Below are 19806 nucleotides of genomic sequence, written 5' to 3'. Positions count from 1 at the left end.
GCGGAGATATCCCTTCCAGAGTCAGCGCTGCTCACATATTTTAGCGGAAAGGTCTCGAATTTCCGGCTGTTTTCACCATTTTATTTTTCTCATTCCATCAGAATCGTATAAAATCTCTGTTGTCAACCCCGGGCCAATGTTATATACTTTTATCCATAAATCAATTAAATATCTGTTTGTCTGAAAGGAGCTCCACATTATGAGCCAGACCGGCGTACAGCCCGGGGTATGGATTGCCCGCCCCTTCGGCACCACTAGCACAGGTGAGGCCGTTACCTGTTATCGCATTGAAAATTCCTCCGGCGCCTGGGTAGAGGTTCTGGATTACGGCTGCACACTGCGGGGAATCGGCGTCCCGGATAAGACGGGACAGCTGATTGATGTTCTCCTGGGCTACGATAATATAGGGGACTATGAGTCGGGTGACGCCTATCTGGGCGCCGTCATCGGCCGCTGCGCCGGACGCATTGCCGGCGCCAAAATCACCCTGAGCGGCAAGACCTATCCCCTCTCCGCCAACTGCGGGGACTACCAGCTTCACGGCGGATTCCGAGGCTTTAGCCGATATGTGTGGTCTGCCAAAATTCGGGGCGGCAACCTGGTGCTCCGCCGCCGCTCTCCCGACGGAGAGGAGGGCTATCCCGGCAACCTGGAGGTGTCCGTCACCTTCTCCTGGAGCAACAGCAGCGTCCTCTCTGTGGAATTCACCGCCTTTGCCGATCAGGATACCGTGGTATCGCTTACCAACCACCCCTATTTTAATCTCAGCGGAGCGGGCAATGGCACCATTGACAAGCATACCCTTCATGTCTTTGCAGACGAGTACACAGAGCTGGATGAGCGAAATTTGATTACAGGCCGTATTCTCCAGGTGGAAAATACCCCTCTGGATTTTCTTCGGGCCAAGCCCCTGGATTTTCCTGTGGACTATAACTTCTGCTTTTCCCGCACCGGTCTTCACTCCGCAGCCCGCCTGTACAGCCCGGAGAGCGGTATTGCAATGGAGCTGAGCACCACCCAGCCCGGCCTGCAGGTCTACACCGGCGATTTTCTCTCCTGCCCCTCCGCAAAGGGCGGCGCCGTATACGGCCCCCGGAGCGGCGTGGCTCTGGAGGCCCAGGGCTGGCCTGATGCTGCCGCCTGGCCCGCCTTCCCCTCCAATATCCTGCGGCAGGACGTCCCCTATCAGCAGCGTATTGAGTTTGCTTTCTCCGTCCGCGGCTAAGTTTCAACTCTTTTCAGACAGAAGTGCCGTCCAGTCCTGTAAGGCTGGACGGCTCCTCTGTTCCGTTTATTCCAGACATCGGCCCCGGCCGGATTTTGAAAAATCCAGCCGGGGCCGATGATACTATGCTCAATAATTCTTGGCCTGAAGCTCAAAGTAGGCCTGAGGATGAGCGCACACGGGGCAGACGCCCGGGGCTTCCTTGCCCACATGGATGTGGCCGCAGTTGCGGCACTTCCAGATGTACTCCTCACCGCGCTTGAAGACCATGCCCTCCTCCAGATTCTTCAGAAGGGTCAGGTAGCGCTCCTCGTGCTCCTTCTCAATCTTGCCCACGCCGGAGAACAGGAAGGCCAGGCGCTCAAAGCCCTCCTCCTTGGCCGTCTCGGCCATCTCCTTGTACATCTGGGTCCACTCCTCGTTCTCTCCGGCAGCGGCGGCCTTCAGGTTGGCCGCAGTGTCGCCGATGCCGCCCAGCTCCTTGAACCAAAGCTTGGCGTGCTCCTTCTCGTTGCCGGCGGTCTCCTCGAAGATGGCCGCGATCTGCTCATAGCCCTCCTTCTTGGCCTTGCTGGCAAAGTAGGTGTACTTGTTCCGGGCCATGCTCTCGCCTGCAAATGCCTTCCAGAGATTGGCCTCCGTCTTGCTGCCCTTCAGTTCCATTGCAAAAACTCCTTTCTGATATGGGTTATTTGTGTTCTTTCGGACTCAGTCCGCGCTCTTCCAGTAGCCGTGGAGATTGCAGATCTCATAGGCCTTCACCGCGCCGTCGGCGCTGAAGGTGCGCAGCTCCGGCTTGTCGCCGGGCTTGGGGAATTTCATGGTGACGGTATCGCCGCTGACGGCTGCGATCAGGGGAATATAGTGCTCGGGGAGCATGGGGTGCTCCACCTCGCCCACCTTGACAGTGACGGAATAACCGTGGCCGTGAGCAGTCTTTTCCACCACAGGGACATGCTTCTCCAGCGCGCCGTCCGTCGTGTTGGGCACCAGCTCCTCCATCTTCTCCCCGCAGCAGAACAGAGGTACGCCCTTGTCCACCACCTTGAACGCGATGTTGCCGCAGTGCGCGCAGCGGTACAGCTTCAGTTCCATCTTTTTTCCTCCCTTTTGTTACAGAATATCAGGTCTGAATATTTTGTGCAAGCAAAATGTTTCCTTTTATTAACAGTAATGATTACTGATATTATAGTATCAGACTTATCTAAAAAAAGCAAGCCATTCTGAAAAAAATTTTTACCGCTTCTAATCCTGGTATTCCGGCGCATACTACGAGACGGATAGAGAACCCGCCAGAACAATAAATTTCAGGAGGAATACAATGAAACGGACCTTTGCGCTCTTTGTTCTGGGCCTGACAGTGGCCCTTGGAGCCGTGGGCTGCACGGCAGAAAAAATGCCCGACGTGACCCCCACCCCTACGCCTGTCGTGACCCCTGACATGCCCGGTGACACCCACAGCCAGACGCCCTCTGAGAGCCCCTCCGCCATGCCCGCGCCCTCTGCCGGCGACGGCAGCTATTACTCCGATGAGAACGGCCATGTAGAGGGTGACGGCGCAGATAATACGGACGATATGGACAACGCCGGAAATGATATGAAGGACGCAGTGGATGACGCGGGCGACGCCGCCAAGGACGTCATTGACGGCGCCGGCCGGGCAGTGGAGGATATCGGTAAGGGTGTGCAGAATATTGGAAAAGGCGTGGAGCGGGCAGTAAAATAACCGGATATCCGCTCTGACACTGCAATGAGCCGCGCCATTCTGGCGCGGCTCATTGCGCTTATATTACGGCTCCTGGCGGGAAAAGCGGAGCACCAGTGCTGTGCGGTCGTCCGGGCCTACCTCCTTGCCGTCGCTCTCATTGATGAGTGCGCAGGCCAGGTCCTTGGGACTGTCCCCCTCAAAGGCGGAGAACATATCCCGCAGCCACTGGTCCTCCCCGCCGCCGGCTACCCCGTCGCTGACCAGCAGCACCATATCCCCCGGCTCCAGCTTCAGGGAAGTCACATCAGGAGCGCCTCCCTCCCCCACCGACAGACCGGCAGGCAGGGCCGCGCCGGTAATGCGGGTTACCGTTCTTCCTTTTCGTACATAGGTGGGAGCCGCGCCGTACTTGTAGACCCACATGGAGCCGGTAAACAGGTCCAGCCGCAGCAGGTCGATGGTGGTAAAGCCGCCGGCCTCCTCTCCCCGGAGCGCCAGGGCGGAGCTGATGGTCTTCAGGGCAGTCTCCGCCGGAATCCCCGCCCGGAGAAACTGCTCCAGCAGCCGCACTGCCAGAGAGGAGTCCTCCCCCGCCGCCGCGCCGCTGCCCATGCCGTCGCACAGGAGCACATACAGGCTGCCGTCGTCCAGCTTGAACCAGGCCCCCGTGTCCCCGCTGACAGTCTGGCCGTCCTTCTTTCGGGCTGCCACTCCCGCCACCGCCATAAAGGGCTCCGCCTGGGCAAACACCAGCCTGTTGGGCCGCTTTCCCTCCTCCTCTCCGGTGGCCCGGAGGGGGACTCCAGCCAGAGCGGAGAGCTTTTTCAGCTCCCCGGGCGTCCGCAGGATATCCAGCCCGCGGCCCTCAATTTCCCCCCGCAGGCGGCCTGCCTGGCCGTAACAAGCGGCCGCCTCCCCCTCCAGTCCGAGGGCGGTCAGATGCTGCCGGATGCGCTTCTCCCGCACCGGGTCCGGCACCAGCTCCCGCCCGAATTCTGCCGCCGCCGTCCCCAGTACCTCGGCCAGGGCGCCGTACTCCCGGCACACCGCCGAACGGTTGTCCCGCAGGCGGGCGGCGTATTGCCGCCGGTAGAGCAGGCCCACCAGCTCCTCGTTGGCCGCCGCCAGGAAGGCGGAAAACCGGAGGCACCGGTTGGAGAAGTGGGGCGGAAAATCGCCGGGCTCCCCCCGGCCCCGATCCAGCATGGCCGGGAGAGCGTCGTTGAGGGCGTTGAAGGTGGTAATGTAGTCCCGCTGCCAGCAGGCCGACTGGAGGGCACATTTACGGCATACCCGGTTGGCCGCCCGGTCGAAAATGGCGGCGGCGTCATTGTCGTTGGGCGTCCTGCCGCCCAGGCTTTGCCTCAGGGATTCCTGGAGGGAGCGGAAGGCCCCTGCCGCCCCGTCCAGCCGCTCTCTCAGATACTCCTGGGCCTTGGCCGTGGTATCCCGCCGCCGCTCAGACACAGAGAGCGCCGCCGCCCACCGGAAGGCCCTCCGGGGCAGGAGCATAAAAATAACTGAGGCGATAAAGACCTCGTAGAGAATGGCAATTTGAAAGCCGTTGTCCCAGGTCCAAAGCACTGCCACCGCATTGGCAATGACATAGGCCAGGGCGGCAAATAGCTTGCCCTGCCGCCGGAACACGCCGGTGATGAGCCCGGCAAATCCGAAGGCCATGCTGTAGAAGGGCGCGCCGCCTGCGGCTATATCCATAGCCAGGCCGGCAGCCACCCCCGTTGCCGCCCCTACGCCGACGCCGCACTGATACCCGGCCACCATCACCGCCAGGGCGGCGCAGAACCGCCCCAGGGAGATGGCGCCGTCAAAGAGGGTAATCTTGCTCATGGTGATGAGTACGGTGCCCCCCAGGATGAGAAAGCTCACCAGCTGCCGTACGGTCAGCTCGCCGCCCTCCTCCTTCCGCTTCCAGGGGGATAGGGCCAGGCGGTAGAAATAAACCGCCCCGGCGGTGAGGAGAAGCTCGGTGGCAAAAAAGATGGTGTCCACCGTCAGCCAGCCCCGCTTGGACAGGTACACAAAGCCGGTGACAAAGTTCATGGCCGCCGAGACTGCCGGCATGAACCAGGCCCACCGGTAGGCCTTTACATCATAGAAGGCGAAGGACACGGAGAAAATGAGGATAGCTGCCGCCACATACCGCAGGCCCTGGGTAAAGCCCTGAAAGGAGAGGTATCCGAAGCAGGCTCCCAGCAGGGCGGAGAAACCGTCCAGCCCGGAGCCGGAGGCCCCCACCATGGCCAGCCCAAAAGGGGCGCTGCCGCCAAAAATCTCCGCCCCCGACAGCATGGCCCCCAGCAGGAAGCGGATTACGCACTCCGCTGTGCGCACCAGCGCCGGGGCGCGGAGCACCAGGCGCCCCGTGTCCCGCATCTCCTCCCTGGCCCGGGCGGCCCGGGTTTTCAGCTTTTCCTTCGTCGCCATGTTCCGCACGTCTCCTTTTTCCTCCCGGCTTGTCCATCCGGGAGGTACATCAGAGACAGTATAATCCATTATATGGAAAAACTCGGTCGGAAACAGACACGCTTTCAAAGAATCAATATACAAAAAAGCGCCGTTCTCCCCATTCTATCCGGTGAAAACGGCGCTTTTGTCACGGAATTTCGGAAAAACTCAGAGGCCGCCTCCAGACCGGCAGAGAACGCAGCGCACACCATCCTCATTGGGGAGCACCCGGCAATGATCTGAGGGATCTCCCGCCCCGCAGTTTGCTCTCCGAATACAGTGGCCGGATCGCTCGGGATTCTCACCCGGTTTCCTTTCACCTCATCCATGATGGGCACTTGACAAGTGCACAGCGTTCCGCAGCCCAGGGCAAAGCCCTACTCTAATTCCGTTCAGTATATCTCATATCTATCTCCGCTGTCCGGGGAAAATATGCAGTCCTTTGGCGTTTCTCATACCAGACTGCCCAGTACGGCCCCGGCGGCTTCCAGAGTGCGGCTCAGGTCCTCGTGGCTGTGGGCGGCGGAGACAAACATGGCCTCGAACTGTGCAGGGGCCAGGTAAACGCCCCGCTCCAGCATGCCGGAAAAATACCGGGCGTACATGGCCACGTCGCTGCCCTTGGCGTCGGTAAAGGTGTTCACGTCGGCGGGGGTGAAGAAGGGGGCCAGCAGGGAGCCCACCTGGTTGATGTGCACCCGAGCGCCGGTGCGCTCCGCCGCCTCCCGCAGGCCGCCGGCCAGCAGGGCGGCGTAGTCCCCAATCTGGGTGTACACCTCCGGGTGGTCCTTCAGGTAGTGCAGCTGGGCAAGTCCCGCGGCCATGGCCACCGGGTTGCCGCTGAGGGTGCCCGCCTGGTAGACCGGGCCGCAGGGAGCCACCTGCTCCATCATCTCCCGGCTGGCACAGTAGGCGCCCACGGGCATGCCGCCGCCGATGATTTTGCCGAAGGTGACAATGTCCGCCTTCACGCCGTAGTACTCCTGGGCGCCGCCCAGGGCCAGGCGGAAGCCGGTGATAACCTCGTCAAAAATGAGCAGGGCGCCGTACTTGTCGCACAGGGTCCGCAGTCCCTCCAGGAAGCCGGGGGCGGGGCCCACCACGCCCATGTTGGCGGCCACCGGCTCCACAATGACGGCGGCCACCTGGCCGCTGTTCTGCTCCAGCAGGTCCTCCACGCTCTTCAGGTCGTTGAACTGGGCGGTGAGGGTGTCCTGCACCACCACCTGGGGCACGCCGGCGGAAGTAGGGTGTCCCCCCGCCAGGGCGGAGGAGCCCGCCCCCACCAGGAGGCAGTCGGAGTGGCCGTGGTAGCAGCCCTCAAACTTGATGAGCTTGTCCCGGCCGGTGACGCCCCGGGCCAGCCGCAGGGCGGACATGACCGCCTCGGTGCCCGAGTTGACCATGCGCACCATCTCAATATTGGGCACCAGCTCCACCATCAGCTCGGCAATCTCCACCTCCCGGGCGGTGGGCGCGCCGAAGGACAGGCCGTCCTTCACCGCCTTCTCCACCGCCTCCCGGATGACCGGGTGGTTATGGCCCAGGATCATGGGCCCCCAGGAGCCCACATAGTCCAGATATTTTCTGCCGTCCTCGTCCCAGAGGTATGCGCCGTCGGCCCGGGTGATGAACCGGGGCGCCATACCCACGGCCCGGAAGGCCCGCACCGGGGAGTTGACGCCGCCGGGCAGCACTCGTTTCGCCTCTTCAAAAAGCTGTTCGCTGCGGTCCATCAGCCGATATCCCCTTTCTTCATTGCCTGTGAGAGTTCCTTGGCGTAATAGGTGATAAGGATGTCCGCCCCGGCACGGAATACGGAGACAGCGCTCTCGCACATGATGCGGTACTCGTCGATGAGCCCGGCGGCGGCGGCGGCCTTCACCATGGCGTACTCGCCGGACACCGAATAGGCCGCCATGGGCAGGTCAAAGGCATCCCTGCACTCCCGGATCACGTCCAGGTAGGCCAGAGCGGGCTTGACCATCAGGATGTCCGCCCCCTCGTCCACGTCCAGGGCGCACTCCTTGATGGCCTCCCGGCGGTTGTGGGGGTCCATCTGGTAGCCCTTCCGGTCGCCGAAGGCAGGCGCGGAGCCCGCCGCCTCACGGAAGGGTCCGTAGAAGGCGGAGGCATACTTGGCGGAGTAGGACATGATGGGCACATTCTTGTACCCGTCCCCATCCAGGGCCGCCCGGATAGCGCCGATGCGGCCGTCCATCATGTCGCTGGGGGCCACCATGTCGGCCCCTGCCCGGGCGTGGGAGAGGGCAATCCTGGCGATCATCTCCAGGGTCTTGTCGTTGTCCACCTCGTGGCCGCAGAGGATGCCGCAGTGGCCGTGGTCGGTGTACTCGCACATGCATACGTCGGTGACCACATAGAAGTCAGGAAACGCCTTTTTGATGGTCCGGATGGCCTCCTGCACCACGCCGTTTTCCACCCAGGCGGATGTCCCCACCGCGTCCTTTGCGGCGGGCAGGCCGAAGAGGATGCACCGGCCCACGCCGGCGTCCAGGCACTCCTGCACCGCCTCACACACGGTGTCCAGACCGTAGTGGTACTGGCCCTCCAGGGCGGGGATGGGGCGGCGGCCCTTCAGGGTCTCGTCCACAAAAATGGGGTAGATCAGGCTGTCGGGGGACATGCGGGTCTCCCGGCACATCCGCCGGATGCTGTCGTTCCCCCGCAGACGGCGGGGACGCTGAATGAGTTCCATCATGCTGCTTCCTTTCCGTGGGCGGTATTCCGCCCGGATTGTTGCTTGATTTTAGAACATGTGGCTGATTTTCTCCACCAAGGCGTCAATGGTGGCCCGCTCGGCCACCACCACGGGGATGCCGTAGTCTCTGGCCCGGGCGGCGGTCTGCTCCCCGATGCACACGCCGGTAATGCGGTCAAAGGGGAAGTCCTCCCCCACGGTGGACACAAAGCCCTTGACCGTGGAGGCGCTGGTGAAGGTGACCAGAGTGCTCTCCTCCGCCAGCAGCCGGTTCCGCAGCTCCTCGGAGCGGGGGTTGTCGTACAGCGTGCGGTAGACGGCAATGTCGTCATAGGAAATTTTAGCCCCATCCAGGGCGTCCGTCAAGGCTTTGGAGCCCAGCTCTGCCCGGAGCAGAAGCACCTTGCCCTGGGCCAGCCCGGCCAGGCCCGCCCCCAGGTGGGCCGCGTCGTACACCTGGGGCACATAGTCGGCCCGCAGGCCGCGCTCCAGCAGGGCCTTGGCGGTGCCGGGACCGATGGCCGCCAGCTTCACGCTCCCCAGCGCCCGGGCGTCCCTGCCCATGGCCTCCAGGGTATGCCAGACGGTCTCCACCCCGGCGGCGCTGGTGAATGCCAGCCATTCATAGCCGGAGATGGCGTTCAGGGCAGCCTCCATGGCGGGACAGGGCAGAATGGGCACCGTCTCGATGCAGGGGTACTCCACCACCTGGGCGCCCATGGCCCGCAGGCGGGGCGCCAGGGTGCCGGCACGCTCCTTGGGCCGGGTCACCACCACGGTGCGGCCCTTGAGGGGCAGGGAATCGAACCAGTCGAACCTGTCCGCCAGGCCGCAGACCGGGCCGAAAATGCTGATGGCGGGGCTCTCAATGTGGTGCTCCTCCGCCGCCTGGGCCAGGGTGGCCGCTGTGGCGCTGACCCGGCGCTGGCCGGGGGTGGTGCCCCGCTCCACGATGGCGGCGGGGGTGTCCGGGTCCATACCGGCAGCGGTGAGCCCGGCGCAGATGGCGGGCAGGCTGCTCACCCCCATGAGGAAGACCAGGGTACCCTTGGTGCGCACCAGGGCCTCAAAGTCGATGTCCAGGGCCTTGCCCGCCCGGGCGTGGCCGGTGATGATGTGGAGGGAGGAGGTGAAATCCCGGTGGGTCACCGGGATGCCTCCGTAGGCTGGCACGGCAATGGCGGAGGTTACGCCGGGCACCTCCTGGAAGGGGATGCCGTGCTCGGACAGCAGCTCCAGCTCCTCGCCGCCACGGCCGAAGAGGAAGGGGTCGCCGCCCTTCAGCCGCACCACGTTCTTCCCCTCCTGGGCCTTGCGCAGGAGGATGCGGTTGATCTCATCCTGGGGCACCGGATGGCGGGAGGCCTGCTTGCCCACGTCGATGGCCTCGGCCTTCTCCGGGATGAGGGCCAGAATCTCCGGGGCCACCAGCCGGTCGTACACCACCACTTCCGCTTTTTCCAGGGCCGCCAGGCCCTTGCGGGTCAGCAGGCCGGGATCTCCCGGGCCGGCCCCCACCAGCGTCACCATGCCGCTCATTCCGCCGCCTCCTTCATCCTGCGGGCCAGGGTCTCGCCCAGCTGCTCCGCCTCCGTCACAGGGCCGGAAATCCGGTCCCGCCGTCCGTTTTCGTCCATTCCGGTCAGCATCAGGGTGTCCCCGTCCACCACGCCGTGGGCCGCCACCGGCGAGGAGCAGCCCCCGTCCAGTTCCCGGACAAAGGCCCGCTCGGCCAGGGCGCAGATGGTCCCCTCCCGGTCGGTCACGGCGGCCAGGCAGGGGTAGTTTTCCCCCGCCCGGGTCTGGACGGCCAGGATGCCCTGTCCGGCGGCGGGGATCATCTCCTCCGCCGTAAAGTACCGGGCGATGCGCCCCTCCAGGCCCAGCCGCTTCAGCCCGGCGGAGGCCAGCACCAGGGCGGAGTACTGCCCCCCGTCCAGCTTCCGCAGGCGGGTCTGCACGTTGCCCCGCACCGGGGCCACTTCCATATCGGGATACAGGGCCGCCAGCTGGATGGCACGGCGGCGGGAGGCGCAGCCGATGGGCAGGGACGGGTCCAGCTCCGCCTTTCCCACGGGCAGCACCAGGGCGTCCCGGGGGTCCTCCCGCCTGGAGAAGCCCGCCAGAGGCAGCCGGGGGTCGGTCTCCATGGGCAGGTCCTTGCAGGAGTGGACGGTAATGTCCACCCGGCCCTCCAGCAGGGCCGCGTCCAGCTCCCGGACAAAGAGGCCCTTGCCGCCCACCTTGTCCAGGGTACGGTCCAGAATTTTATCGCCGGTGGTCTTCATGGTCACCAGCTCCAGCTCAATACTGAGGTCATAGGCCCGGATGGCCTCCATCACCAGCTGGGACTGCTTTACGGCCAGGACGCTCTCCCGGCTTCCAATGCGCAGCTTCATCCTTTCCCCTCCTTCAGGGTCTCCCGGATGGCGGCGGCCGCTCTGGCCACCGCCCTGTGGTCATTATTGGCGGATACCACGCCGGCCACCAGCTCCTCCCCCAGGCACACCGCCGGGAAGAGGAAGGTACATTCCTCCCGCCGGTCGGCCACGCTGACCGGGATGCCCAACGCCCGGGCATCCTCCCCCACCCGGCGGTTTACCGCCCGGTCGTCCGTGGCGGCAACAGCCAGGACAGCGCCGTCCAAATCGCCGGACTGATAGGGCCGCTGAAGCCAGCGGACGCCCTCTATCTTCTCCTTCCACTCCGGAGCGATGAGGGTCACCTGAGCGCCGAAGGTTTTCAGCACCCCAGCCCGGCGGCAGGCGATGGCCCCGCCTCCCACCACCACGGCTGTGCGGCCGTTCATGTCGATAAAGAGGGGAAAGCGGATCTCCGTTTGTTCCATGTCACTCCACCCTTCCGCCGTTGCGGGTGCGGATCTTCTCCTCGCACCTGGCCAGTTCTCCGGCGGTGAGCACGTCCTTCAGACCGCCGGAGAGCAGTTCCACCGCCCGGCTCACCGCGTACTCGGCCACCTCCGCCCGGTCCATAGCGTCCAGGTCGGGCCGCTCCAGCACCCGGTCGGTGATGTCCGCCTTGAGCCGCTCCAGCAGAGGCAGGCTCTCCCGGTAGTCTGCCCACTGGTAGAAGCGGGCGATCTGGCGCTCCAGAATCTCCTCCACCTCGGGGGGCGCCTGCCGCTCGGGGGCGGCGCCCAGGGCGTCCACGTTGAAGAGCCTCACGCCGGGCAGGTCCCCGGCCTCGGGCTGGATGTCCCGGGGAATGGCCAGGTCCACCAGCAGCTCCGGGGGGGCGCTGAGGGCGGAGAGTTCCCGGGCGGTGACAGTGTAGTGGGGGCTGGTGGTGGCGGAGAGAAGGATATCCCGCCCCTCCATGGCGGCGTATCGCTCCTCATAGGGTGCCACGGCGCAGCCCGCAGGCACCACGGTCTCCCCGTGGCGGTAGCTCCGCAGGGTGATGGTGACGGCGCAGCCCGCCTCCCGCAGCAGGGAGGCGGCCAGGCGGCCCATCTCCCCGTTGCCGATGACCAGGGCCTTCCGTCCGGCCAATCCGCCGGTCTCCCGCTCCAGCACCTCCACAGCCCGGGAGGCGGCGGAGGTGGGCAGGGCGGTGAGCCGTGCTTTGGTCTTGACCGCCTTGGAAGCGGAGACGGCGGTGCGGAACAGGGTCTCCAGCACCGGGTCGGCGCCCCCGTTCTCCCGGGCGGCGGCGATGGCCGTCTTGACCTGGGTGACAATCTGGTCCTCACCCCAGATCTGGGACCGGAGCCCCGCGGCCACCCGGGCCAGATGCCGCACCGCATCCTCGTCCCGCCGGGTGACAAAGACATGGGCAAAGGGGGCATAGTCCTGCCCTGCGGCGGCGCACAGCACCGCGCCGGGCTCCGGGCTTGCCCCGGGCTGGCAGGAGAGGTAGATCTCCGTCCGGTTGCAGGTGGAGATGATGACGCAGCCCTGTACGCCGGGCACGGTGCGCCGGATCTCCCCCGACAGCTCCCCCGCCTGGCTGCGGGTAAAGGAGAGCTGCTCCCGCAGGGCGATGGGGGCCAGGCCGTAGTCCAGGCCGGACATGGATAGGTTCATATGTCGCACTTCCTTATCGCTTATCAGGACGTATCGCCCCGCTTATGTCTCGCTCCGGTGTTCCTTGACCAGCACCACGGAGAAATAGCCCTCGCCCTCCTCCAGTTCCTCCAGGCTGCGGTACACCCGCTCGCTCGCCATGCCGCAGTTGGCCACCATCTCTCCGTCCAAGCCCCGTTCCCGCAGCTTGTCCCGCAGGGCGGGCAGGCTCTTTCCCGCCTTCATGAAGGCCTTGTTGGCCGGGAAGTCCAGGCAGTCGTCCACGCCCTCGTAGGAGGCGGGCACCACCAGCAGCCGCTCGGCGCCCTCGCACAGGGAGGTGCCCAGCTTGGCCGCCACGGCGCAGATGGAGGGCACGCCGGGGATGAGCTGGGCGTCATAGCCCCGGGCGAGCACCTTTTTGTGGACGTAGATGTAGGTGGAGTAGAGGGTGGGGTCTCCCAGGGTGATGAAGGCCACGTTTTTCCCCTCGTCCAGCAGGGCACAGATGCGCCCGGCAATCTCCTCATAGCAGCCGTCCAGCAGGGCCTTGTCCCGCACCATGGGAGTGGGACAGGACAGGAGGGTCTTACCCTCCACCACATCCCTGACAATGTTCAGGGCGGTCTTCTCCCCGCCGCCCTTGTCGGGCACAGCCACCACGTCGGCCTCCCGCAGAATGCGCCTGGCCTTCAGGGTGAGCAGCTCCGGGTCTCCGGGGCCCACCCCCACGCCGTACAGTTTTCCTCGGTTCATGTCGGTCCCTCCTGTTTCAATAGCCGCAGCAGCTCCCGCCGGACCTCGCTGATGGTGGCGGCGGACACGTCGGTGTCCAGCCCGTCCTGCTCCCGCAGGATTTCCATCAGATGGGCCATACGGGGCAGGCGCAGCTGGTTGGCCCGGAGCACCTCCGGCTGAGAAAACAGCTCTCCCGGCGTGCCCTCCAGCAGGACCCTGCCCTGCCCCAGCAGATAGGCGTAGTCGCAGGAGATGGGCACCACATCCATGTCGTGGGTGGCCAGCAGAATGGTCATGTTCAGGCTGTCCCGCAGTTGGGAGAGCAGCCGCATCAGCTCGCTGACCCCGTGGGGGTCCAGGCCGGCGGTGGGCTCGTCCAGAATAAGCACCTCCGGCTCCATCACCAGCACGCCGGCAATCGCCACCCGCTTCTTCTGCCCGAAGGACAGGGCGTGGGTGGGCTTGTCCCGCAGGGCGGACACGCCGGTGCGCTCCATGGCCTGCTCCACCCGGCGGCGCACCTCATCCTCAGGCAGGCCCAGGTTCACCGCGCCGAAGGAGATGTCCCGGTACACGTCGGCGGAGAAGAGCTGGTCGTCCGGGTCCTGGAACACAATGCCCACCCGGCGGCGCAGCTCTGCAATGCCCTTCCGGTCCCGGCGGACCGGCGCTCCATCCAGCAGTACCTGACCGGAGGATGGGTTCAGCACCCCGTTCAGGTTGAGGAACAGGGTGGACTTGCCCGCGCCGTTGGCGCCTAAAATACCGGTGATTTTCCCTTTCTGGGCTTTGAGAGAGATGTGGTCCAGAGCCACGGTGCCGTCCTCATAGGTATAGCACAGCTCCCTGGCTTCAATGGCGGCGTTCATCCTCCCACGCTCCTCTCCAAATACAGCACCAAAATCTGCCCCAGAGCCACCCCCGCCGTGGCAGGGTAAAGCCAGCGCCCCGCCCGGTAACCGCTGGACAGAGTGGTCAGATGGTTGGTGTAGCCCCGGGATTCCAGGGCAGTGTACACCCGGTCCGCCTTCCGCCAGGCCCGCAGAAATACCATGGAGGCCAGCGTCCCCAGAGAGGAGATGGACCGGCCCAGGCCCTGGTAGCCCAGCCGGGACTCCTGGGCGATGCGGATGTTGGCGGCGGTCTCGGACAGCACAAAGATGAAGCGGTAGATGAGCTCCATCAGCTCCACCAGCAGCCGGGGCACATGGAGCTTCTCCAGAGCCATGGTCACGTCGATAACCGGGGTATTCAGCGTGAGAAAGTACATGCACGCCACCGCTCCCATAGCCTTGCAGAACAGGGTGGACGCCTGGCGGAGGGCAGCGGCGTCAAAGCCCCACAGGCGGCCGCCCACTGGGACAGCCGCCAGAACGGCGGCCTCAGCCGGGTAGCTGTGAATCAGCACGGTAATGCTGCCGATGAGCAGGAAGGCCAGGGGGATCTTGAGAAAGCGGAGATAGACCCGGGGCGACAGTCCGCCCAGCAGCCATGTCAGCGCGCCCATGCCTGCCAGTGTGGCCAGCCCCACCGCGATGCTGTCACAGCACAGGCAGAGCACCAGGCTCACCGCCGTCAGCAGCAGCTTGGGCATGGGGGACACCCGCCGCAGACGGGACTGATAGGCGTAACGGTCGGTTCCCATGGTCAGTTTGCCTCCTCGTTCTTTTTCCCGTCGCCGGGCCGCTTGGTAATCCGGCCCAGCACAAAGCCCACCACGCCGGCGCCGATGGCGGCCTGAAGGGCAAAGAGCAGCGACTCAATCTCCCCGCTGGCAGGCTCCAGGATGGGCTCAAACCAGGGCTCGTAGTCGGGGTTGAGCTCCTGGACAGCCTCCTGGGCCTGGCCGTCGGCGCCGCCGAACTCGGCGTTGGGCAGGAGCCACAGGGGAAGGGCTGCCAGCAGCACGGCCAGCGCAATCAAAATCAGATTTTTCTGCCAAACCTTCATCTCGTCCCCTCCTTCATACCACGCGGAGCGCCTGAAGCTCGCTCTTGCTGTACTTTTCCAGTACGTTGAACACCACCACGGTCAGCAGGCCCTCGGCAATGGCCAGGGGAATCTGGGTGACGGCGAAAATGGTGAGGAATTTGAGCATGCCGTCCCCGGTGGCCAGGGCCAGCTGGACGGAGGTGACCACATAAGTCAGCAGGTCGCCCAGAGCGGCGGCGGCAAAGACCGCCACGGCGGCGGGAGCGCCCGCCTTGCGCAGCAGCTTATACACCGCCCAGGACACAATGGGACCGGCCACCGCCATGGAGAAGGTATTGGCGCCCAGGGTGGTCAGTCCGCCGTGGGCCAGCAGCAGGGCCTGAAACAGCAGCACGATGAGACCCAGCACGCTCATGGCCACAGGCCCGAAGAGAATCGCGCCCAGGCCCACGCCGGTGGGGTGGGAGCAGGAGCCGTTGAAGGAGGGCAGCTTCAGAGCCGAGAGCACAAAGGCAAAAGCCCCGCACATGGCCAGCAGGATTTTGGCCCTGGGGGCCTGTTCAATCTTTTTTCGGATGGAGATAAGTCCGGCGGCTACAAAGGGCACGCACACCACGCCCCAGGCGATGGCCCAGCCCACCGGCAGGTAGCCCTCGGCGATATGCATGGCGGAGGCCCCAACGGCGAGTGCGGCCATCAGCACAGCCAGGACGGCACACGTCCTGATACAGCGGTCTATTATACACGATTTCATATGTTTTTTCATCCTTTCCTATCGTTCGTAGGTTGATGACCTGGGGACCGGCCAGGTTTTCCGGCTTGAGTCTCTCCGCCTCCGGACGCCTTCCCAGGCGTACCCAGTGGCCGTTGTCCGGCGGCTCCTCTCTTACGGCAGCGGGACTGCGCGGGATTCTCACCCGACTTCCCTCTTCCGGCCCGCGCTTTCATCTATATGTACGGGTTTATACCCGATTGTCTGATGCCTGCCTGGCGTGCCGGGCAAACAACCGCTGGATACCGGGGAACTCCCCCAGGCCCCGCAGGTCGCACTCCACCTGGTAGCCCGCGCGCTCCAGGGCACTCTTCCAGGAGCCGGGCTCTTCACCGGCCAGGTCATTGCGGGCGTGGTCCCCCGCAACCACCATCAGCGGGTGCAGCCGGACCCTGCGCACCTCAGACCGCTCGGAGAGCCGCCGCAGCACCTGCTCCAGCCCGGGATACCCCTCCACCGTGCCGATGATGATGTCCTTCCGGCCCATGTCATGGAAGAGATATTCCAGCTGGGTATAGGACGGGTTTACATAGTGCTCCGTGCCGTGGCCCATGAACACCTGGGCGGCGTCCGCCCTCCGCTCCGGCAGCTGCTCCAGAATGGCGTCTGCCGCCGCCTCATAGTCCTCTATGGAGGTGAGCAGGGGCGCGCCCACGGTCAGCCTGGCAAATTTGTCCCGAAAGGGTTCCGCCTGGGCCATAAGCTTGTCGTACTCCGCGCCGTTGATAACGTGGGTGGGCTGGATGACCACGTCGGTCACCCCCTCCCCCAGCATCTGCTCCAGGGCCTGGGCAGGGCTGGGGATGACGATGCCGTCCCGCTGCTTCAGTTTACGGCAGATCATGCCGCTGGTAAAGGCCCGGAGGAGAATCCGGTCGGGAAACACGGCGGCCAGCTCCTTTTCAATGGCCCCGATGGTCCGCTCCAGAGTGTCCTGATAGCTGGTGCCGAAGGAGACGGCCAGAATGGCTTTCTTGTCCATGGATACCCTCCTCACTCCCGGGCGTTGCCGGAGGCCTGATAGAGAATGGCGTTGCAGATGGCGGCGGCCACGTTGCTGCCGCCCTTCCGGCCCCGGGCCACGATGTGGGGCGTATCCATGGTGAGCATCAGCTCCTTGGACTCCACCACGTTCACAAAGCCCACGGGCACGCCGATGACCAGGGCGGGGTTCACCCTGCCCTCGTCAATGAGCTGGCACAGCCGTACCAGCGCGGTGGGGGCGTTGCCGATGGCGAACACGAGGGGGCCTTCCAGCTCCGCCGCCCGCTCCATGGACACGGTGGCACGGGTCTCCCCCCGGGCCTTGGCCTCGGCGGCCACCTCCGGGTCGGACATGAAGCACACCGCCTTGCCGCCGAACTTCTCCAGCACCCGCTTGTTCACGCCGGACCAGGCCATCTGGGTGTCGGTGACGATGGTGCAGCCGTTCTTGACAGCCTCAATCCCCCTGGCCACCGCGCCGGGGGAAAAGACCAGGTTGTCGGCGTAGTCAAAGTCAGCGCTGGTGTGGATAACCCGCTTTACCACCGGCAGCACCTCCGGCGGGAAGGAGCGCTCCCCCAGCTCAGAGGTGATAATCTCCATGCTCCGCTTTTCAATCTCCGCGGGGGCTACCCGCTGCAGCTCCACCTTCATGCTCATTCCTCCCTGTTCAGGATGCGGTAAATCCGATCCATATCCAGCGCAGCGCGCACCCCGTCGGCCAGGGCGTCATACTGCTGCTCCTTGTATACCTTCCAGTCTACCGCCGCAGCGGAGGCCTCCAGTCCCCGGCGGCGGCGCAGGCAGTTGACCAGGGCCGCCGCGCACTCCGCCCGGTCAAACACGCCGTGGATGTAGCAGCCCCACACATTGCCCGCCGCCGCGCCGTCGGCGTGGGTCTCTCCGTCCAGGGTGCGGAAGGAGAGGATGTTGGCGCTCCCGTCCAGATGGGTGGTGCGGCCCATGTGGATTTCATAGCCCTCAAAGGGCGTCTCGGCCATGGCGGTGAAGTCCCCGCCCATGGCGTCAAACTGCCCGCTCACCCGGGTGCGGGTCTTTTCGCCGAAGAACACGGTCTCGGTGGGCAGCAGGCCCAGGCCGGCCAGACTGCCGCCGCCCTCCACCCCGTCGGGGTCGGAGATGGTGCGGCCCAGCATCTGATAGCCGCCGCAGATGCCTACCACGCACCCGCCGGCGGCGGCGTGCTTCAGGATGGCACTCTCCAGCCCGCTCTGACGCATCCAGCGCAGGTCCCCCATGGTGTTCTTGGTGCCGGGGAGGATAATCAAATCCGGACTGCCCAGCTCACGGGGAGAGGACACATACCGGAGGGTGACCTCCTCCATCCGCTCCAGGGGGTTGAAGTCGGTGAAGTTGGACAGACGGGGCAGGCGGATCACCGCGATGTCGATAAGGCCCACCTTTTTCCCCGGCTCCAGCCGCTGAGAGAGGGCGTCCTCGTCGTCCACGTCCACCTTCAGCATGGGCACTACGCCCAGCACCGGTTTGCCCGCCAGGTCCTCCAGCTGCTTCAGGCCGGGCCGGAGAATCTCCACATCACCACGAAATTTGTTGATAATAAAGCCCTTGATCCGCGCCTGCTCATCCGGCTCCAGCAGGGCCACCGTGCCATACAGAGAGGCGAACACGCCACCCCGGTCGATATCCCCCACCAGCAGCACCGGCGCGCCGGCCAGCTTGGCCATGCCCATGTTGACAAAGTCATCCTGCCGCAGGTTGATCTCCGCCGGGCTGCCCGCCCCCTCGATGACGATGATGTCGTACTCGTCCGACAGGGACTGATAGGCCGCCATGACCTCCGGAATCAGGTTTTTCTTATACTGATAGTATTCCGAAGCCCGCATAGTACCCCGTGGAATCCCGTTGACAATGACCTGGGAGCCGGTATCGTTGGTGGGCTTGAGGAGCACCGGGTTCATCCGCACCGACGGAGCCACCCCCGCCGCCTCGGCCTGGACCACCTGGGCCCGCCCCATCTCCAGCCCTTCCTCGGTGATGAAGGAGTTGAGTGCCATGTTCTGGGCCTTGAAGGGGGCAACCCGGTAGCCGTCCTGCCGGAACACCCGGCACAGCCCCGCCGAGAGCAGGCTCTTGCCCGCGTTGGAGGCAGTGCCCTGAATCATAATCGCCTTTGCCATTTCAGTCTTATCCTCCCTGTCCCATCAGTTTTCCACCAGAACTGCCCGAAGCGTGGAAATCAGCCGCTCGTTTTCCTCGGGCAGACGCACTGCCGCCCGGTAGTAGTCGGGGCCCAGGCCGTCGTAATTGGCGCAGGAACGGAGGAGAATGCCCCGCGCCGCCATACGCTCCTTCAGGTCCCGCTGCCCCGGCGCCCGGAAGAGCAGGTAGTTGGCCTGCCCGGGCCACACCTCCAGTCCCAGTTCACCCAGGGCTTTGAAAAGCCGCTCCCGGGCCGGGCCGATGATCGCTCTGGCCTGCTCCGGCCAGCCCGGCTGCTCCAGAGCCGCCAGGCCCGCCGCCTGGGCAGGTACCGACACTGCCCAGGCCGGAGCGCAGGCCTCCATCCGCTCCAGCAGCGCCCGGTCGGCGGTGAGGCAGTACCCCAGCCGCAGGCCGGGGATGGCGTAGCTCTTGGTGAAGGCCCGCAGGAGGATAAGGGCGGGGAATTCCTCCAGCCGCCCGGCCAGACCCCGGGCGCCGTCGGTCAGCTCCAGGAAGCACTCGTCCACCACCAGCCGGATCCTCATCTCCCCGCACCGCCGGGCAATGGTTTCCAGCAGATGTGTGGGGATGGTCCGTCCGGTGGGGTTGTTGGGGGTGCAGAGGAAGAGCATGTCCAAATCGTGGCCGATGCGGCAAAGGATGTCCTCCCTCAGGTCAAATCCGTCCTCCTTCCGCAGGCGGTGGGAAATGATCTCCGCCCCGGCGGCCAGGAGGGCCTGGGCGTACTCGGAGAAGGTGGGGGCGGTAACCATGGCCCGGCGGGGCCGCTCCGCCCACACCAGCCGGAAAATGAGGTCGGCGGCCCCCGCGCCGCAGAGCACCTGCTCCGGCTTCACGCCGTCCCGGGCGGCGATGCCGGCGGTGAGTCTGCGGCAGGTCGGGTCGGGGTAGTGGACGGCGTCGGTGATGGACGCCTCCGCCGCCTGCCTTACCTGGGGCGGCATGCCAAGGGGATTGAGATTGGCGGAGAAGTCCAGCACCGGCGCGGGACAGCTCCAGATGTCGCCGCCGTGGGCGTACTGCATGGCG

Annotated in this window: 20 protein-coding genes and 1 riboswitch; of the genes, 2 read left to right on the top strand and 18 right to left on the bottom strand. The window is 65.0% G+C overall.

Annotated features, from left to right (window positions below; all coding sequences use genetic code 11):
• The first annotated feature begins 199 nt into the window (after positions 1-199).
• Positions 200-1225 (top strand): aldose epimerase family protein, encoded by a 1026-nt coding sequence (locus Q0K06_RS01740; protein ID WP_294547703.1) that lies wholly within the window; start codon positions 200-202, stop codon positions 1223-1225.
• A 129-nt stretch (positions 1226-1354) separates the two neighbouring features.
• Here the strand turns inward: Q0K06_RS01740 and rbr are convergent, their stop codons facing one another.
• On the bottom strand, positions 1355-1888 hold the full coding sequence (gene rbr, locus Q0K06_RS01735) for a rubrerythrin (protein WP_294547701.1): 534 nt from the start codon (positions 1886-1888) through the stop codon (positions 1355-1357).
• 45 nt (positions 1889-1933) lie between these two features.
• Complete coding sequence (locus tag Q0K06_RS01730) at positions 1934-2320, bottom strand: desulfoferrodoxin family protein (protein ID WP_365924274.1); 387 nt, start codon at positions 2318-2320, stop codon at positions 1934-1936.
• A 226-nt stretch (positions 2321-2546) separates the two neighbouring features.
• On the opposite strand from Q0K06_RS01730, the gene Q0K06_RS01725 reads away from it, so the two are divergent.
• On the top strand, positions 2547-2951 hold the full coding sequence (locus tag Q0K06_RS01725; RefSeq protein WP_294547699.1) for a hypothetical protein: 405 nt from the start codon (positions 2547-2549) through the stop codon (positions 2949-2951).
• A gap of 63 nt (positions 2952-3014) precedes the next feature.
• On the opposite strand, the gene Q0K06_RS01720 is transcribed toward Q0K06_RS01725, so the two are convergent.
• From Q0K06_RS01720 to cobD, 16 genes are all read right to left on the bottom strand, one after another.
• Positions 3015-5378 carry a SpoIIE family protein phosphatase gene (locus Q0K06_RS01720; RefSeq protein ID WP_294547697.1) on the bottom strand — a complete coding sequence of 788 codons (2364 nt, stop codon included), beginning with the start codon at positions 5376-5378 and terminating at the stop codon, positions 3015-3017.
• Between the two features lie 473 nt (positions 5379-5851).
• Positions 5852-7135, bottom strand: coding sequence for a glutamate-1-semialdehyde 2,1-aminomutase (gene hemL / locus Q0K06_RS01715; protein ID WP_294547694.1), 1284 nt, complete (start codon positions 7133-7135; stop codon positions 5852-5854).
• Positions 7135-8118, bottom strand: coding sequence for a porphobilinogen synthase (gene hemB, locus Q0K06_RS01710; RefSeq protein ID WP_294547777.1), 984 nt, complete (start codon positions 8116-8118; stop codon positions 7135-7137). The genes hemL and hemB overlap by 1 nt, the downstream gene beginning before the upstream one ends.
• Before the next feature lie 51 nt (positions 8119-8169).
• Positions 8170-9660, bottom strand: a complete 1491-nt coding sequence (gene cobA, locus Q0K06_RS01705; protein WP_294547691.1) for a uroporphyrinogen-III C-methyltransferase — start codon at positions 9658-9660, stop codon at positions 8170-8172.
• Positions 9657-10520, bottom strand: coding sequence for a hydroxymethylbilane synthase (hemC, locus tag Q0K06_RS01700; RefSeq protein ID WP_294547690.1), 864 nt, complete (start codon positions 10518-10520; stop codon positions 9657-9659). The genes cobA and hemC overlap by 4 nt, the downstream gene beginning before the upstream one ends.
• Positions 10517-10969: an NAD(P)-dependent oxidoreductase gene (locus Q0K06_RS01695; RefSeq protein ID WP_294547687.1), complete on the bottom strand. Its 453-nt coding sequence runs from the start codon at positions 10967-10969 to the stop codon at positions 10517-10519. The genes hemC and Q0K06_RS01695 overlap by 4 nt, the downstream gene beginning before the upstream one ends.
• 1 nt (position 10970) lies before the next feature.
• Positions 10971-12167, bottom strand: coding sequence for a glutamyl-tRNA reductase (gene hemA, locus Q0K06_RS01690; protein ID WP_294547684.1), 1197 nt, complete (start codon positions 12165-12167; stop codon positions 10971-10973).
• Positions 12168-12209: 42 nt separating this feature from the next.
• Positions 12210-12902: a precorrin-2 C(20)-methyltransferase gene (cobI, locus tag Q0K06_RS01685; RefSeq protein ID WP_294547682.1), complete on the bottom strand. Its 693-nt coding sequence runs from the start codon at positions 12900-12902 to the stop codon at positions 12210-12212.
• On the bottom strand, positions 12899-13753 hold the full coding sequence (locus tag Q0K06_RS01680) for an ATP-binding cassette domain-containing protein (RefSeq protein ID WP_294547680.1): 855 nt from the start codon (positions 13751-13753) through the stop codon (positions 12899-12901). The genes cobI and Q0K06_RS01680 overlap by 4 nt, the downstream gene beginning before the upstream one ends.
• Complete coding sequence (gene cbiQ / locus Q0K06_RS01675; protein WP_294547678.1) at positions 13750-14529, bottom strand: cobalt ECF transporter T component CbiQ; 780 nt, start codon at positions 14527-14529, stop codon at positions 13750-13752. Before cbiQ ends, Q0K06_RS01680 begins: the two co-directional genes overlap by 4 nt.
• 2 nt (positions 14530-14531) lie before the next feature.
• Positions 14532-14834, bottom strand: coding sequence for an energy-coupling factor ABC transporter substrate-binding protein (locus Q0K06_RS01670; protein WP_294547676.1), 303 nt, complete (start codon positions 14832-14834; stop codon positions 14532-14534).
• Positions 14835-14847: 13 nt separating this feature from the next.
• The gene (locus Q0K06_RS01665) at positions 14848-15513 is read right to left on the bottom strand and encodes an energy-coupling factor ABC transporter permease (protein WP_294547774.1); all 666 of its coding nucleotides are present in this window, start codon (positions 15511-15513) and stop codon (positions 14848-14850) included.
• 89 nt (positions 15514-15602) lie between these two features.
• A riboswitch (cobalamin riboswitch) is annotated at positions 15603-15770 on the bottom strand.
• Positions 15771-15778: 8 nt separating this feature from the next.
• The gene (locus Q0K06_RS01660) at positions 15779-16570 is read right to left on the bottom strand and encodes a sirohydrochlorin cobaltochelatase (protein ID WP_294547670.1); all 792 of its coding nucleotides are present in this window, start codon (positions 16568-16570) and stop codon (positions 15779-15781) included.
• Positions 16571-16581: 11 nt separating this feature from the next.
• Positions 16582-17226 carry a precorrin-8X methylmutase gene (locus Q0K06_RS01655; RefSeq protein ID WP_294547664.1) on the bottom strand — a complete coding sequence of 215 codons (645 nt, stop codon included), beginning with the start codon at positions 17224-17226 and terminating at the stop codon, positions 16582-16584.
• Positions 17227-17228: 2 nt separating this feature from the next.
• The gene (locus Q0K06_RS01650; protein WP_294547661.1) at positions 17229-18731 is read right to left on the bottom strand and encodes a cobyric acid synthase; all 1503 of its coding nucleotides are present in this window, start codon (positions 18729-18731) and stop codon (positions 17229-17231) included.
• A 24-nt stretch (positions 18732-18755) separates the two neighbouring features.
• A complete protein-coding gene (gene cobD / locus Q0K06_RS01645) occupies positions 18756-19802 on the bottom strand; it encodes a threonine-phosphate decarboxylase CobD (RefSeq protein ID WP_294547657.1) in 1047 nt (348 codons plus the stop codon).
• Positions 19803-19806 lie beyond the last annotated feature (4 nt).

Source organism: uncultured Pseudoflavonifractor sp., from assembly GCF_944387805.1.
In the GTDB taxonomy this organism is placed as follows: domain Bacteria; phylum Bacillota; class Clostridia; order Oscillospirales; family Oscillospiraceae; genus Pseudoflavonifractor.
The sequence above is the reverse complement of the archived record's forward strand: the minus strand, read 5'-3'. Positions and strand labels throughout refer to the sequence as shown.

Coding starts and splice junctions, on each gene's coding strand:
- Q0K06_RS01740 (WP_294547703.1), top strand. CDS start 200: ATGAGCCAGACCGGCGTACAGCCCGGGGTATGGATTGCCCGCCCCTTC.
- rbr (WP_294547701.1), bottom strand. CDS start 1,888: ATGGAACTGAAGGGCAGCAAGACGGAGGCCAATCTCTGGAAGGCATTT.
- Q0K06_RS01730 (WP_365924274.1), bottom strand. CDS start 2,320: ATGGAACTGAAGCTGTACCGCTGCGCGCACTGCGGCAACATCGCGTTC.
- Q0K06_RS01725 (WP_294547699.1), top strand. CDS start 2,547: ATGAAACGGACCTTTGCGCTCTTTGTTCTGGGCCTGACAGTGGCCCTT.
- Q0K06_RS01720 (WP_294547697.1), bottom strand. CDS start 5,378: ATGGCGACGAAGGAAAAGCTGAAAACCCGGGCCGCCCGGGCCAGGGAG.
- hemL (WP_294547694.1), bottom strand. CDS start 7,135: ATGGACCGCAGCGAACAGCTTTTTGAAGAGGCGAAACGAGTGCTGCCC.
- hemB (WP_294547777.1), bottom strand. CDS start 8,118: ATGGAACTCATTCAGCGTCCCCGCCGTCTGCGGGGGAACGACAGCATC.
- cobA (WP_294547691.1), bottom strand. CDS start 9,660: ATGAGCGGCATGGTGACGCTGGTGGGGGCCGGCCCGGGAGATCCCGGC.
- hemC (WP_294547690.1), bottom strand. CDS start 10,520: ATGAAGCTGCGCATTGGAAGCCGGGAGAGCGTCCTGGCCGTAAAGCAG.
- Q0K06_RS01695 (WP_294547687.1), bottom strand. CDS start 10,969: ATGGAACAAACGGAGATCCGCTTTCCCCTCTTTATCGACATGAACGGC.
- hemA (WP_294547684.1), bottom strand. CDS start 12,167: ATGAACCTATCCATGTCCGGCCTGGACTACGGCCTGGCCCCCATCGCC.
- cobI (WP_294547682.1), bottom strand. CDS start 12,902: ATGAACCGAGGAAAACTGTACGGCGTGGGGGTGGGCCCCGGAGACCCG.
- Q0K06_RS01680 (WP_294547680.1), bottom strand. CDS start 13,753: ATGAACGCCGCCATTGAAGCCAGGGAGCTGTGCTATACCTATGAGGAC.
- cbiQ (WP_294547678.1), bottom strand. CDS start 14,529: ATGGGAACCGACCGTTACGCCTATCAGTCCCGTCTGCGGCGGGTGTCC.
- Q0K06_RS01670 (WP_294547676.1), bottom strand. CDS start 14,834: ATGAAGGTTTGGCAGAAAAATCTGATTTTGATTGCGCTGGCCGTGCTG.
- Q0K06_RS01665 (WP_294547774.1), bottom strand. CDS start 15,513: ATGGCCGCACTCGCCGTTGGGGCCTCCGCCATGCATATCGCCGAGGGC.
- Q0K06_RS01660 (WP_294547670.1), bottom strand. CDS start 16,570: ATGGACAAGAAAGCCATTCTGGCCGTCTCCTTCGGCACCAGCTATCAG.
- Q0K06_RS01655 (WP_294547664.1), bottom strand. CDS start 17,226: ATGAAGGTGGAGCTGCAGCGGGTAGCCCCCGCGGAGATTGAAAAGCGG.
- Q0K06_RS01650 (WP_294547661.1), bottom strand. CDS start 18,731: ATGGCAAAGGCGATTATGATTCAGGGCACTGCCTCCAACGCGGGCAAG.
- cobD (WP_294547657.1), bottom strand. CDS start 19,802: ATGCAGTACGCCCACGGCGGCGACATCTGGAGCTGTCCCGCGCCGGTG.